This window comes from Micromonospora sp. NPDC051227 (assembly GCF_044455385.1).
GTDB lineage: Bacteria > Actinomycetota > Actinomycetes > Mycobacteriales > Micromonosporaceae > Micromonospora.
The window spans coordinates 92,698-105,639 of sequence record NZ_JBITET010000009.1; the positions used below are offsets into that span (position 1 = coordinate 92,698).

Below are 12,942 nucleotides of genomic sequence, written 5' to 3' on the forward strand. Positions count from 1 at the left end.
ATGCGGGTCGCCATCGCGGGCGCGGGCAACGTGGGCCGCTCGATCGCCCAGGAGTTGATCGACAACGGCCACCAGGTGATGCTGATCGAGCGTCAACCCAAGATGTTGCGCCCGGACCGGGTGCCGGCCGCCGAGTGGGTGCTGGCCGACGCGTGCGAGCTGAGCAGCCTGGAGGAGGCCGATGTCGCCGGCTGCGACGTGGTGGTCGCGGCGACCGGCGACGACAAGACCAACCTGGTGCTGTCGCTGCTGGCCAAGACCGAGTTCGCGGTGCCCCGGGTGGTCGCCCGGGTCAACCGGGCCGAGAACGAGTGGTTGTTCACCGAGCAGTGGGGCGTGGACGTCGCGGTGAGCAAGCCGCGGGTGATGGCCGCGCTCGTCGAGGAGGCGGTCACCGTCGGCGACCTGGTCCGGCTGATGACCTTCCGGCAGGGCGAGGCGAACCTCGTGGAGATCACGCTGCCGCCGACCGCGCCCTACGTCGGCCAGCCGATCCACGCCGTGCCGCTGCCCCGGGACTCCGCCCTGGTGGCGATCCTGCGCGGCAAGCGGGTCCTGGTGCCCAGCCCGGACGACCCGATCGAGGCCGGCGACGAGCTGATCTTCGTCTGCACCGCCGAGGTGGAGGACGAGGTCCGCGCGGTGATCCTCGGGCCGGACAGCGTCGAACGGACCCGCAGCTCACGCTGACGCCGACGGGCGCGCTGAGCGGTTCGGGTGGCCCGGCCTCGCTCAGGCGCTGGGTAGCGGGGCCGGCGGCGACTCCCGGGTGACCCGGCGCACCGTCCAGACCGTGATCAGCAACAGCAACGCGTACGGCGGGTAGCCCAGCGCCAGCCGGGCCACGCCCAGGGCGGTGTCCTGGTGGGCCAGGTAGAGCCCGGCCTGCACGCCCACCTTGGCCAGCCAGACCACGCCCCAGAGCACTGTCAGCTGCGTGAAGGTGCGCACCAGCTTCGGGTCGGACCGCCACTCCGAACGGCCCTTGGCCACCAACACCGACCAGATCCAGCCCACCAGCGGCTGCCGGATCGCGGCCGAGATCAGCAGGGCGACGCCGTAGCCGATGCCGTAGAGGATGCCGGGAAGGTAGAAGTCACGCTCGTCGCCGGTGCGCCACGCGATGGCCGCGCCGACGCCGACGCCGAAGAGCCCGTTGACGGCGTGCCGGATCGGCCGACGCTGGGCCAGCCGCAGCCCCGCGATCAGCACCGCGACCGCGATCGACGCGATCACCGCCGGCCGCAGCTCGCCGATGATGTTGGCGACGACGAACACCACGACCGGGATGCTCGACTCGACCAGCCCGCGCCAGCCGCCGAGCTGGTCGGCCATCTGCTCGGCGATCGTCGGCAGCGGCTCCTCGTCCTGAGGGTCGGTATCCGGCTGTGCCGCCCGGTCCTGTCCCGTCGTCATCGCCGGCCTTCCGTCCGCAGTGCCGTCACTTGGGCGAGTCCAGCTCGTAGTAGGGGTTGTAGATGACCTTGCGGTCGTCCCGCACCGCCACCCGGCCACGGGCGGTCAGATGCCGGCCCGGCTCGATCCCGGCGATGTGCCGTCGCCCCAGCCAGACCAGGGTCACCACGTCACTGCCGTCGTACAGGTCGGCCTCAAGGGTGGGCAGATTGGTGCGCGGTGTGTAGACCACCGTGCGCAGCCGACCGGCGACCGAGACCAGCTGACCCCGGGAGCACTGCTGGGCGGGGATTCCGCCGCACTCGGCGCTCTCCCGACGCAGCTCCTGCGCATCGATCTCGGCCTCGCTGGCGGTGAACCTCTGCAGGATGCGCCGCAGCGACACCCGGCCCTCGTCGGTCATCATGACCTCCGCGTCACCCTCTCCACGCTCGCCGTCCCCGGCTGGCCCCGGCGGCGCCGGAACCGTGCCGCCAGCGTACGCCGACGGGGCTGGTTCCGGCGGGCCGGTGCGCGCCGGTCAGACCTGACGCGGTGCGGCGGCGGCGTCGCCCGCCTCGGCCTCGGCCTGGTCGGCGATCTCCCGGGGCAGCCGCAGCGGCAGCGGCTCGCGGACCGGCTTCGCCTCCTGCCCACGGTCGACCACCAGGCCGTCCAGGCACTCGACGAGCGGCCCGGCCATGGCCGGATCGGTGGCCACCGGGCCCTGGAACACGCCCCGGACCATCCAGCGCGGCCCGTCGATTCCGACGAACCGCAGGTTCGTCGGGCCGTCCGGGGTATTCACCTGGGCGTGCAGCTCCGGACCGTACTCGCCGGCGACCTCCTGCGCGCTCGCGCCGTCGCGGAGCAGCGACTGCCGGATCTCCTCGCGCACCTCGTCCCAGATTCCCTCGGACCGTGGGGCGGCGAAGACGCCCAACTGGAGCGCGTTGTCACCGTGCACCAGCACCACCTGCTGGACCACACCCTGCGGGTCGGCCTGCACCCGCACCTCGACGTCGGCGATCGCCGGGATGTGCAGGCTGCCCAGGTCGAGTCGCTGCACGTCGTCGTAGCTCTCGGAGATGTCGTACGGGCCGCGCTCCAGCGTCGGCGTCGCATCGCCCTGGTCCGGGACCTGGGTAGCCCGCTCGTCACGGGTCTGCCGCTCCGCATCGGCCCGCTTTCGGGAGAAGATCACTGCGCCTGCCCTCCGCTGTTCACACTCACCCTGCCACCTCTTCCGTCTGCCCGCGGACCGGCTCGCTCGGCCGCCGCTCGACCCGGTCCTGGCCCGTCGGCGACGGCACCAGCCCGGCGTGCCCACCGGTGGACCCGTGCCCACCGGTCCCGCGCCGGGACGCGGGCAGCTCGACCACCGGCTCGAACCGCGCCCGCGCGACCTGCTGGACCACGAGCTGCGCGATCCGATCGCCGCGGGAGATCTTCGCCGGCACATCCCGATCATGATTGATCAGGTTGACCAGGATCTCACCCCGGTAGCCGGCGTCGACCGTACCGGGCGCGTTGAGCACCGTCACGCCGAGCCTGGCCGCCAGACCGGACCGGGGATGGACCAGGCCCACGTACCCCTCCGGCAGCGCGATGGCCACGCCGGTGGGCACCAGGGCACGGCCGCCGGGTGGCAGCTCCACGTCCGCGGCCGCCACCAGGTCGGCCCCGGCGTCGCCGGGATGGGCGTACGTGGGCAACGGCAGCTCCGGGTCGAGCAGCTGCACGGGCACGGGTACGACGTCGGTCACGGGTCCCCTCTTCCGTCCGGTTCGCGGGGTGACCCTGCCATCCTGCCGGTTCGTCGAGCTGCCGTGCGCCGTACCCTCGCAGGAATGAGCATGTCGCCCTCCCCGTCCGCCGATCAGCCGCCGGTCGCCGCCCGCTCGGCGTACACCGAGCGGCTGAATCTGCCCTGGTGGCTGTGGCTGGCCGGGCTGGTGGCCGCCGCGTTGCTGGCCGTCGAGATCTGGATGGGCGCGTCCGGCGTCCGCGCCTGGCTGCCGTTCGCCGTGCTGGTGCCGCTCACCGCTGTCGGGCTGTGGTGGCTGGGCCGGATCCGGGTCGGGGTGGTCGACGCCGAGCTGCGGGTGGACGACGCCCGACTGCCGGTCCGTTTCGTGGCCGACGTGGTGCCGCTGGACGTGGCCGGCCGACGTGAGGTGCTCGGCGTCGGCGCGGACCCGCTCGCCTTCGTGGTGCAGCGACCGTGGATCGGCGGCGCCGTGCAGGTGATCCTCGACGATCCCGCGGATCCGACGCCGTTCTGGGTGGTGAGCACCCGCCATCCGGTCGAGCTGGCCGAGGCGGTGCTGACCGCGCGGGACGCCCTGGCGGCTTCCCACCCGACGGCGGGCGAGCCGGGCTGACCCGACGGCGAAGGGCCGCTCTGGTGCCGGTCCGAGGCGAAGGCCCACTCAATTGCCGGTCCGACGGCCAGGGCCCGCTCAGGTGCCGGTAGGCGGACCTGGGAGGGCCGCCGGTGGCGCGGGCCGGGCGATGCCTCGCCGACGCAGGTCGACCTGGAGTTGGTCGGCCATCTGCTGGGTGGCCCGGCGGTTGAGGAAGCTGGCCACCGCCGCGCCGGTCAGGAACGGCCCGAGCGTGGTGAGGTTGCGACCGAAACGCCGCAGCAGCATGTCCCGCAACTCCTTGCGGGCGGCGGTGCCGAGCACCGCTCCCACTCCCACGCCGGGCACCATCGGGTTGACGCCGCGTTGAGTGGCCCAGGAGTGCACCAGCGCGACCGCCCGTTGGCTTCCGGCGGCCGGTAGTGCCACGCCGTGGATCTCGTGCAGCTCGCCAACGAGTTTCAGCTCCACCGCCACCACGGCCACGGTCTCGGCGGCGAGCAGCACCGGCGCGGAGAGCAGGGTCGGGGCCACCGCCCACTCGACGGCGGCGACGCCCCCACCGGCCGCGCCGATCGCGGCGGTGGTCCTCGACGCGTTGCGGATGAGCCGGTCGGCCAGGGCGGCATCGTCCAGGCCGGGGAAGTGCTGGCGCAGCGTGTCCAGGTCCCGTACCGGCACGTGCGGGGCGATCTCGGCGACGGTGTCGACCATCCACCGCACGGCGGCGCGCGGCTTGAACAAATCGGAGATGCCCCGCGCACGGGCCTGCCCGACCATCCGGGTCAGCAGTTGGCGGCGTCGGGCCGGCGCGATGTCGTCCGCGGTCAACGCCGCGACGGTGGCACCGAGGTCTTCCGTGCCACGGGTGGCACCAAGGTCGTCCGTGCCACGGGTGGCACCAAGGTCGTCCGTGCCACGGGTGGCACCAAGGTCGTCCGTGCCGCCATCGGTGGTGCCGCCTCGATCGCTCATCGGACCTCCCGGTGCTGTGGCTACCCGCTACGAGTCAAGCAGGTACCCACCGCTGCCGCATGCCTACACCGGCAGCGGCGACCCCGTTCAGGAGGCCGCCGCCGGTGTTGTTGTGGTTGTCAGACGCACTCGCGGCAGATCAGCTCGCCGTTACGCTCGACCGCCAGCTGGCTACGGTGGTGGACCAGGAAGCAGCGGGCGCACCGGAACTCGTCCTGCTGCATCGGAAGCACCTTGACCGTGAGCTCCTCGTCGGCCAGATCGGCACCGGGCAGCTCAAAGCTCTCGGCCACCTCGGCCTCGTCGACGTCCACCGCGCCTGACTGTGAGTCGACGCGCCGTGCCTTGAGCTCTTCCAGGCTGTCCTCGCCGAGGTCGACCTCGTCGCGACGCGGGGCGTCGTAGTCGGTGGCCATCGGTTTCACTCTCCCATATCGATGTTGTCGCTTCCGGTTGTAACGCCGGACGACGCTGTTTCGGTTCCGCTGGCCGGCCACCACTTGTGTCGGGCACCCGACCCGAGGACCGAACGGGTCGAGCTCGCCGGGGCGACTCCCCTGCGAGCGCGGAACCTTACCCCCCCTTGGGCGAGGCATGTATACCGCCCTTGCGGCTGAGATGTACGCCCCCGCACGCGAAGTTGTTCCCAATGTGATTCAGGCGACACGAAGATAGGGGTAGTAGTACCCGGTTCGCGGTCGGCGCGCCGGCATGTCGGGCTGTTTCCACGCGACGGCCGGACAACCGTTAACCTCAGCGGCGTATTCGACGGCCGGCGGCTGAGCGATCGTTCCCGGCCGCCACCACCCACTGAGGTCCGGGGAGTGCCCTGATGAGTTTTGCGCGCGTGCGAGCACTCGTCGTCGTCGGCCTGCTGGCGATCATCGCCCTGGTCTTCGTCGTCGTGGCCGTGGTCCGCGACAGCCAGGGCAACGTGGGCACCGCGGCGGGCTGCCCCGAGGGCTGGCCGCTGGCGGATCTGACCCTGCGCGAGCGCAAAGACGTCAAGATCAACGTGTTCAACGCCACGGATCAGCCCGGTCTCGCCCACACCGTCGCCGACGAGTTCAGCAATCGACAGTTCCAGGTCAAGAAGACCGGGAACGAGAAGAAGGTCGACAGCGTCGCGGTGCTGCGGTACGGCCCGAAGGGCGTCGGTTCCGCGCACCTGCTCCAGGCGTACTTCCTCAACAACGCCGTGCCGGGCTACGACCCGAAGCGCGCCGACGACACCGTGGACGTGGTGCTGGGCAACCGCTTCCAGCAGCTCGCCACCACGACCGAGGTCAACCAGTCGCTCGGGGACTCGGGTCCGCCGGAGGCCCCCAAGGGCTCCTGCCCGTCCCCACCCGCCAAGTGACGGCGTAACCGGTCCACCGCAGCGCCAGGTCGGCGACCGGCACCGACCTGGCCGGCCGACCGGAGCCAGCCGCCTCAAAGGCCGGAGCCGGCCGCTCGGAGCCGGCCGACCTGGTCCGGCGGTCAGGGACCGCCAGCGGCGTCCAGCGCGGCCAACCGGTCGTGCAGCGGCGCGAAGAGCGCGGGCGGGGCCGCGACCACCAGATCCGGCCCTGGCGGCCGACCGGCCAGGCCGGCGACCCGAACTCCCGCCTCGGCGGCCACCAGCCCGCCAGCCGCCAGGTCCCAGGCCGCAAGACCCTTCTCGAAGTACGCGTCGAGCCGCCCCTCGGCGACCAGGCAGAGGTCCAGCGCCGCGGCGCCGAGCCGGCGGATGTCCCGTACGTGTGCGATCAGCCCGGCGACCACCTGCGCCTGGTGCGCCCGACGGCCGGCGTCGTAGCCGAAGCCGGTGCCGACCAGCGCCTGCCCCAGATCGACCTCGCCGGAGCAGCGCAGCCGGACACCGTCGCGCCAGGCCCCACCGCCGGCCGTGGCGGTCCATTGCTCGCCGGTGCTCACGTTGCGCACCACGCCGGCAACCACCACCCCGTCCACCTCGGCTGCCAGCGAGACCGCGGAGTACGGCAGCCCGTACAGGTAGTTCACCGTGCCGTCGATCGGGTCGACGATCCAGCGCACACCGCTGCGCGTCGCGCCGGAAGCTCCCTCGCCGTACTCCTCGCCCAGCACCGAGTCGTCCGGGCGCAGCGCGGCCAACGCGTCGAGGATCTGGCGCTCTACCGCCCGGTCGGCTGCGGTGACCACGTCGGTGACGGTGCTCTTGGTGGCGGCGACGACGACCCCCTCGGCGCGCATCCGGTACGCGGTGTCCGCCGCGTCCCGAGCCACCTCCACCGCGATGGTCAGCAGCTCCGACGGTGTCGTGGCCGAGTTGGTCATGATTCGCCTCTTTCCGCACTCCGGGTACATGTGGGTGGGTGAAACTACCGATCCGGCTTCCGAAGATGATCGTTCCCGACGCCGTACGACGGGCACCAGCTGAGGATCTTTGGCGCCTGAGATCCGGTGCGAGGTGGGCGCACCCGCGCCGCCCTCGCGGCTTGAGCGGCCGACCTCCGCCAATATGCCCCTTTCGGTTGGTAATGTCGCTTAAGTGCTTACCGCCCCGTCCATGCTCGGCTCACAACCGTTGCCCAACCGCGACCTGCTGGGGACGCCACCGGCCGGACCGACAGCGACCTCGGTGATCCACCCGCGCACCCTCGCAACCGCCACATTCACCTCGTACTTCCTGGTCAAACGGCAGTTCGAACACGATCTGCGCGCCACCGGGCTCGACGACGGAAGCCCTTCGCCGGCCGCGCGGCTATCATTACCGCGAAGCCCATATCTCCACCCCGCCGACGGTCCCCACCGGCGGTACGCGGTGCGGAGCAGGATGATCGCCGCAGACGGCGTTACAATTCACCCCTGCCCACGCGGCACGGACCGCCGACCACCGGCCGGACCGTGACACGAGGGTCCCTCAACCACATCGCCCGGCACGGTAACCCTCGCTGCGCTGGACGAGCCCGCCGTGCCCGCTCTTCGCCTCCGGAAGGTCATTCGTGACAGAACCCCGCCAGCCCGGCGCCGACGTTCGCTCGCTCACCGACACCCTGATCGCCCACGCGCAGAGCGCCGGTGGTCAGCTCACGTCGGCTCAGCTCGCGCGCACCGTCGAGTCCGCCGAGGTGACTCCGGCCCAGGCCAAGAAGATCCTGCGGGCGCTCTCCGAGGCGGGAGTCACCGTCGTGGTGGACGGCTCGGCGAGCACCCGTCGCCGCGTCGCCGCGGCCCGCTCGACCACGCCAGCGTCCCGGGCCACCACCGCCAAGACCACCAAGAAGGCCGCCGCGCCGGCCCCGAAGCAGGCGCCCGCCGGCGACGACGCCCCGGCGACGTCTGCCCCGCGCAAGGTGGCCGCTCGCAAGGCGACCGGCGCCGAGGCCGCCACCGCGACGCCGGCGAAGCCGACCCGGTCGACCCGAGCCACCAAGGCGACGGTGGCCGCGGCCGCGGGAGCCAAGCCGACCAAGGCTGGCGGCAAGGCCAAGGGCGAGGGCGCTGAGGGCGAGATCGACCCGGAGGAGCTGGCCGCCGCGATCGAGGACGTGGTGGTCGAGGAGCCGGCCGAGCTGGCCCAGGCCGCCGAGACCGACGCCGCCGCCTCGGCGACCGACAACGACTTCGAGTGGGACGACGAGGAGTCCGAGGCCCTCAAGCAGGCGCGACGCGACGCCGAGCTGACCGCCTCCGCCGACTCCGTCCGGGCGTACCTGAAGCAGATCGGCAAGGTTCCGCTGCTCAACGCCGAGCAGGAGGTGGAGCTGGCCAAGCGGATCGAGGCCGGGCTCTACGCCGCCGAGCGGCTGCGGGCTGCCGACGAGGGCGAGGAGAAGCTCGTCCGGGAGATGGTCCGTGACCTGGGCTGGATCTCCCGGGACGGCGAGCGGGCCAAGAACCACCTCCTGGAGGCGAACCTCCGACTGGTGGTGTCGCTGGCCAAGCGCTACACGGGCCGTGGCATGGCGTTCCTCGACCTGATCCAGGAGGGCAACCTCGGCCTGATCCGGGCCGTGGAGAAGTTCGACTACACCAAGGGCTACAAGTTCTCCACGTACGCCACCTGGTGGATCCGACAGGCCATCACCCGCGCCATGGCCGACCAGGCCCGCACCATCCGCATCCCCGTGCACATGGTCGAGGTCATCAACAAGCTCGGCCGCATACAGCGTGAGCTGCTCCAGGACCTGGGCCGCGAGCCCACTCCGGAGGAGCTGGCCAAGGAGATGGACATCACACCCGAGAAGGTGCTGGAGATCCAGCAGTACGCTCGGGAGCCCATCTCACTGGACCAGACCATCGGCGACGAGGGCGACAGCCAGCTCGGCGACTTCATCGAGGATTCCGAGGCCGTGGTCGCTGTCGACGCGGTCTCGTTCTCGCTCCTGCAGGACCAGCTCCAGCAGGTGCTGCAGACGCTCTCCGAGCGTGAGGCGGGTGTGGTACGCCTGCGCTTCGGCCTGACCGACGGCCAACCGCGGACGCTCGACGAGATCGGCCAGGTCTACGGGGTGACCCGGGAGCGGATCCGGCAGATCGAGTCCAAGACGATGTCCAAGCTGCGTCACCCGTCCCGGTCGCAGGTCCTCCGGGATTACCTGGACTGAGCGGGTTTCGTCAACCGAACGTGTCGTTTTGACCACCTGGTGTGCAACACCAGATGGTGATCGTCCGGATGCACGAATGTGATCGTTGACGTGGCACCCTGGGTGCACGGCACACTGTCCCTTCCAGGTGTGACCTCGGTCCCCCGCGGGCACACAGGGAAGGCAGTGCCTAGTAAGGGTGTTGCACGATAGGTGAGCAACGACCGAAGAGATTGTTCATCGGTGACGACCAGAGGAGGAAGGCGATGACCCCGACCCTCACGCCGCCGCCCGAGACGGTGGCGCCCCCAGCCGCCGATGAACGGTGCGACCGCTGCAATGCTGCCGGGAAGCTCCGGATCACTCTGGCGGGTGGGAGCGAGCTGGTGTTCTGCGGGCACCACGCGAACAAGTACGCGGAGGATCTCGTGAAGATCACCGAGCGGTTCGCAACGGAGCCCGATTTCAGCTGGCGTGGCGCCGATCTGATGGCGAACTAAGTCCGCAAACCGACATAGCTGACCGGAGGCACCCCGAGGGTGCCTCCGGTCAGCTTTTTTGTCCGAACGCCCCGCGCCAAGATCATGCTCGAACCAGGATGTAGTGGCCTCACCCACGCGCCGATGCCACTAGATCCCGGATATTGCGCGATCTTGACGAAACACCCCCCGCAGAGGGCATCCGGGGCCGTCAGGGCAGGCAGGCGATCCTCGGCGCCCCAGCCAGCCGGCTTGCGGCCGGGCAGGGTCTGGAGCCCGGCAGGTCTGGAGGCCCGGCAGGTCTAGAGGGTTTGCACGGTGGCGATGCGTTCCTCAAGCTGCTCGATGGTGGCCTGGGCGCTCGGCGGCCCGCCGCAGAGCCGGCGCAGCTCGGCATGAATCTTGCCGTGCGGCTGACCGGTGCGGTGGTGTCGGGCGGCCACGAGAGCGTTCAGTTGGCGCCGGAGCGCCACGCGACGCTGGGCGGCGCTCATGGGTGCGGGTGGCGCTGCCGTGGGCGCAGCGGCCGGCTGAGCGGCCCCGTCGGCCGTACGACGGCGTTGGGCGGCGAGCTGTGCGGCCTGCCGCTTGGTCAGCAGCAGCGAAACCTGGTCGGCGGTGAGCAGACCGGGCAGGCCGAGGTATTCCTCTTCTTCGGGGGTGCCGGCCTGGGCCGCGGTGCCGAAGGACGCGCCGTCGAAGATCACCTGGTCCAGCTCGGCGGTGGCAGAGAGCGCCGCGAACCGCTTCTCCAGCTCCCCGCTGGCCTGGTCGTCGCGCTGTGCGCGTTCCAGCAGGTCGTCGTCGAAACCGTCGGCTTCCTTGGGTTTGCCGAGGACGTGGTCGCGCTCGGTCTCCATCTCGCTGGCCAAGCCGAGCAGGTGCGGCACGCTGGGGAGGAAGACCGATGCGGTCTCCCCGGGTCGGCGGGCCCGCACGAACCGGCCGATCGCCTGGGCGAAGTAGAGCGGCGTGCTGGCGCTGGTGGCGTAGACCCCGACCGCCAGTCGCGGGATGTCGACCCCCTCGGACACCATCCGCACCGCGACCAACCACCGCTGGTCCGACGCCGCGAACGTCGCGATCCGGGCGGACGCGCCCTGGTCGTCGGAGAGCACCACGGCGGCCTTCTCGCCGGTCACCTGCTCGATCAGCTTGGCGTACGAGCGGGCGGTCTGCTGGTCGGTGGCGATGATCAGACCACCGGCGTCGGCCATGCCCGCGTTGCGCAGCACTGTGAGTCGGGCGTCGGCGGCCCGCAGCACCTGTGGCATCCAGTCGCCGGCCGGGTCCAGGGCGGTACGCCACGCCTGGGCCACCAGGTCCTGGGTCATCGGCTCGCCCAACCGGGCCGCCAGCTCCTCCCCCGCGTTGGTCCGCCAGCGGGTCTCCCCGGAGTACGCCAGGAAGAGCACCGGACGGACCACCCCGTCGCGCAGCGCGTCGGAGTAGCCGTACACCGAGTCGGCGCGGGAGCGCAGCAGCCCGTCCCCGCCCCGCTCGTAGCTGACGAACGGGATCGGGTTGTCGTCGGAGCGGAACGGAGTCCCGGTGAGCATCAGCCGGCGTACGGCGGGTTCGAAGGCGTTCTTCACCCCGTCGCCCCAGGACCGGGAGTCGCCGGCGTGGTGGATCTCGTCGAGGATGACCAGTGTGCGTCGGGTCATGGTGCGTCGCCGGTGCACCTGCGGGGCCATCCCCACCTGCGCGTAGGTGACCACCGCGCCGTGGAAGTCGGCTGCGGAGTGCAGGTCGGCGTTGCGGAACGCGGCGTCGAGTTGGATGCCCACCCGGGCCGCCGCGTCGGCCCACTGGTTCTTCAGGTGCTCGGTCGGCGCGACAACGGTGACCGCCTCCACGGTGCCGTCACCGAGCAACTCGGCTGCGATCCGCAGGGCGAAGGTGGTCTTGCCGGCGCCGGGCGTGGCGACCGCGGTGAAGTCGTCGCTACGGCGACGCAGGTACTCCACCAGCGCCTTGCGCTGCCAGGCGCGCAGCGCCGGGAACGTCTCGAGCACCGGCGTCCGGGCTGCCACGCGAAGCTCCTCTCCGACCGCACGATGGCGGACCCCGGGCGAGGGCCACGAGGATCCGCCGCCCATGAAAACGCCTCCGCGCAGAAGCTGCCGCGAAGGCCGACTCAGCATAACCAGCACGGGCCGTCGGGCCCAGGCGACGCCACGCTGGTCACAATCCCGCACCCAACCGAACAGCGGCCCGTACGTCTCACCACTCCCGGTCGGTGCGTGGATCCGCCCCGGCGGCGCGGGGCGGGCGCAGCGTGGCCACCGGCGCGGACCAGCGCCGACGCAGCGCGATCAGGCGTAGTCCGAAGACCAGGACGGCGGCGGCGGTGAGCGGCGCGGGCCCGGTCTGCCCGGTGGCGTACAGCAGCACCACCAGGACCGCACCGGCCAGTGCGGCCAGCGCGTAGATCTCCCGGCGCAGCACGACCGGGATCTCGGCGGTGAGCAGGTCGCGGCCGAGCCCGCCGCCGATCGCAGTGAGCATGCCGATCAGGCAGGCGCCGACGGCCGGCACCCGGGCGTCGAGCGCCTTGAGCGTGCCGGTGACGGTGAACAGCGCCAGGCCGGCCGCGTCCAGCACCAGCACGGTGGTGCGCAGTCGGACCAGTTGCGGGTGCAGCCAGAAGACGGCAAGCGCGGTGATCGCGGCGGTGGCCGCGTACCGCCAGTCGGCGAAGGCCAGCGGTGGCACCTCGTCGATGACCAGGTCCCGGAAGATCCCACCGCCGAGGGCGGCCACGAAGCCGACGAACGCGACACCGAACAGGTCCAGTCGCTTGGCCACCGCAGCTGAGGCCCCGGACGCGGCGAACACCGCCACCCCGGTCAGGTCGGCGAGGAGCAGGACGGTGGAGGTGGTCACCGCCGCAGGCTACGTCGCCGGCCGGAGCACCGGCCGAGGTTCACTCACGGTACGAGTCGTAGATCTCCTTGCACTTGGGGCAGACCGGCGAACCCGGCTTGGCCGCCTTGGTGACCGGGAAGGTCTCGCCGCAGAGAGCGACGACGAAAGTGCCCATGACGGCGCTCTCGGCAATCTTCTCCTTGCGGACGTAGTGGAACATTTCGGGACCGGTATCGGCGTCCTTCAGCTCCGGACGCTCGAGAACCTCTGTGCTCACGTCTGCACCTCCGACCGACAAGTTTG

15 protein-coding genes are annotated in these 12,942 nt (G+C 71.4%); 5 read left to right on the forward strand and 10 right to left on the reverse strand.

Annotation, left to right across the window (positions count from 1 at the left end; genetic code table 11):
- Positions 1 to 690, forward strand: a complete 690-nt coding sequence (locus ACIA47_RS21980) for a TrkA family potassium uptake protein (protein WP_124860027.1) — start codon at positions 1 to 3, stop codon at positions 688 to 690.
- Positions 691 to 732: 42 nt separating this feature from the next.
- On the opposite strand, the gene ACIA47_RS21985 is transcribed toward ACIA47_RS21980, so the two are convergent.
- The 4 genes from ACIA47_RS21985 to dut all read right to left on the reverse strand — a co-directional run bounded on the left by ACIA47_RS21985 (position 733) and on the right by dut (position 3,161).
- Positions 733 to 1,416 carry a DUF3159 domain-containing protein gene (locus ACIA47_RS21985; RefSeq protein WP_350859556.1) on the reverse strand — a complete coding sequence of 228 codons (684 nt, stop codon included), beginning with the start codon at positions 1,414 to 1,416 and terminating at the stop codon, positions 733 to 735.
- Between the two features lie 25 nt (positions 1,417 to 1,441).
- Positions 1,442 to 1,822: an OB-fold nucleic acid binding domain-containing protein gene (locus ACIA47_RS21990; protein WP_112606044.1), complete on the reverse strand. Its 381-nt coding sequence runs from the start codon at positions 1,820 to 1,822 to the stop codon at positions 1,442 to 1,444.
- 114 nt (positions 1,823 to 1,936) lie between these two features.
- Positions 1,937 to 2,599: a DUF3710 domain-containing protein gene (locus ACIA47_RS21995; RefSeq protein WP_091400606.1), complete on the reverse strand. Its 663-nt coding sequence runs from the start codon at positions 2,597 to 2,599 to the stop codon at positions 1,937 to 1,939.
- Positions 2,600 to 2,624: 25 nt separating this feature from the next.
- Complete coding sequence (dut, locus tag ACIA47_RS22000) at positions 2,625 to 3,161, reverse strand: dUTP diphosphatase (protein WP_396710256.1); 537 nt, start codon at positions 3,159 to 3,161, stop codon at positions 2,625 to 2,627.
- Positions 3,162 to 3,245: 84 nt separating this feature from the next.
- Between dut and ACIA47_RS22005 the strand changes: the two genes are divergently transcribed.
- Entirely contained in the window at positions 3,246 to 3,779 is a 534-nt protein-coding gene (locus tag ACIA47_RS22005) for a DUF3093 domain-containing protein (RefSeq protein ID WP_396710258.1), read from the forward strand.
- A 78-nt stretch (positions 3,780 to 3,857) separates the two neighbouring features.
- Here the strand turns inward: ACIA47_RS22005 and ACIA47_RS22010 are convergent, their stop codons facing one another.
- Positions 3,858 to 4,736 (reverse strand): hypothetical protein, encoded by an 879-nt coding sequence (locus ACIA47_RS22010; protein ID WP_396710260.1) that lies wholly within the window; start codon positions 4,734 to 4,736, stop codon positions 3,858 to 3,860.
- A 119-nt stretch (positions 4,737 to 4,855) separates the two neighbouring features.
- Positions 4,856 to 5,152 (reverse strand): DUF4193 domain-containing protein, encoded by a 297-nt coding sequence (locus ACIA47_RS22015; protein WP_007075406.1) that lies wholly within the window; start codon positions 5,150 to 5,152, stop codon positions 4,856 to 4,858.
- A gap of 431 nt (positions 5,153 to 5,583) precedes the next feature.
- Between ACIA47_RS22015 and ACIA47_RS22020 the strand changes: the two genes are divergently transcribed.
- Positions 5,584 to 6,096 carry a LytR C-terminal domain-containing protein gene (locus tag ACIA47_RS22020; protein WP_203122755.1) on the forward strand — a complete coding sequence of 171 codons (513 nt, stop codon included), beginning with the start codon at positions 5,584 to 5,586 and terminating at the stop codon, positions 6,094 to 6,096.
- A gap of 122 nt (positions 6,097 to 6,218) precedes the next feature.
- Here the strand turns inward: ACIA47_RS22020 and ACIA47_RS22025 are convergent, their stop codons facing one another.
- A complete protein-coding gene (locus tag ACIA47_RS22025; RefSeq protein ID WP_203122747.1) occupies positions 6,219 to 7,037 on the reverse strand; it encodes an inositol monophosphatase family protein in 819 nt (272 codons plus the stop codon).
- A gap of 668 nt (positions 7,038 to 7,705) precedes the next feature.
- Between ACIA47_RS22025 and ACIA47_RS22030 the strand changes: the two genes are divergently transcribed.
- Together ACIA47_RS22030 and ACIA47_RS22035 are read left to right on the forward strand one after the other, a co-directional pair.
- Positions 7,706 to 9,310: an RNA polymerase sigma factor gene (locus tag ACIA47_RS22030; protein ID WP_396710262.1), complete on the forward strand. Its 1,605-nt coding sequence runs from the start codon at positions 7,706 to 7,708 to the stop codon at positions 9,308 to 9,310.
- Between the two features lie 245 nt (positions 9,311 to 9,555).
- Positions 9,556 to 9,789 (forward strand): hypothetical protein, encoded by a 234-nt coding sequence (locus tag ACIA47_RS22035; protein WP_030337431.1) that lies wholly within the window; start codon positions 9,556 to 9,558, stop codon positions 9,787 to 9,789.
- Positions 9,790 to 10,070: 281 nt separating this feature from the next.
- Here ACIA47_RS22035 and ACIA47_RS22040 read toward each other — a convergent pair whose 3' ends face one another.
- From ACIA47_RS22040 to ACIA47_RS22050, 3 genes are all read right to left on the reverse strand, one after another.
- Positions 10,071 to 11,804 (reverse strand): DEAD/DEAH box helicase, encoded by a 1,734-nt coding sequence (locus ACIA47_RS22040; RefSeq protein ID WP_396710264.1) that lies wholly within the window; start codon positions 11,802 to 11,804, stop codon positions 10,071 to 10,073.
- Positions 11,805 to 11,994: 190 nt separating this feature from the next.
- Positions 11,995 to 12,657 carry a trimeric intracellular cation channel family protein gene (locus ACIA47_RS22045; protein ID WP_396710266.1) on the reverse strand — a complete coding sequence of 221 codons (663 nt, stop codon included), beginning with the start codon at positions 12,655 to 12,657 and terminating at the stop codon, positions 11,995 to 11,997.
- A gap of 40 nt (positions 12,658 to 12,697) precedes the next feature.
- Positions 12,698 to 12,916: a DUF3039 domain-containing protein gene (locus tag ACIA47_RS22050; protein ID WP_007456912.1), complete on the reverse strand. Its 219-nt coding sequence runs from the start codon at positions 12,914 to 12,916 to the stop codon at positions 12,698 to 12,700.
- Positions 12,917 to 12,942: the final 26 nt, after the last annotated feature.

Bases quoted from the DNA above. Each gene is read 5' to 3' on its own strand.
- ACIA47_RS21980 (WP_124860027.1), top strand. From the start codon at position 1: ATGCGGGTCGCCATCGCGGGCGCGGGCAACGTGGGCCGCTCGATCGCC.
- ACIA47_RS22005 (WP_396710258.1), top strand. From the start codon at position 3,246: ATGAGCATGTCGCCCTCCCCGTCCGCCGATCAGCCGCCGGTCGCCGCC.
- ACIA47_RS21990 (WP_112606044.1), bottom strand. From the start codon at position 1,822: ATGATGACCGACGAGGGCCGGGTGTCGCTGCGGCGCATCCTGCAGAGG.
- ACIA47_RS22025 (WP_203122747.1), bottom strand. From the start codon at position 7,037: ATGACCAACTCGGCCACGACACCGTCGGAGCTGCTGACCATCGCGGTG.
- ACIA47_RS22035 (WP_030337431.1), top strand. From the start codon at position 9,556: ATGACCCCGACCCTCACGCCGCCGCCCGAGACGGTGGCGCCCCCAGCC.
- ACIA47_RS22015 (WP_007075406.1), bottom strand. From the start codon at position 5,152: ATGGCCACCGACTACGACGCCCCGCGTCGCGACGAGGTCGACCTCGGC.
- ACIA47_RS22010 (WP_396710260.1), bottom strand. From the start codon at position 4,736: ATGAGCGATCGAGGCGGCACCACCGATGGCGGCACGGACGACCTTGGT.
- ACIA47_RS21985 (WP_350859556.1), bottom strand. From the start codon at position 1,416: ATGACGACGGGACAGGACCGGGCGGCACAGCCGGATACCGACCCTCAG.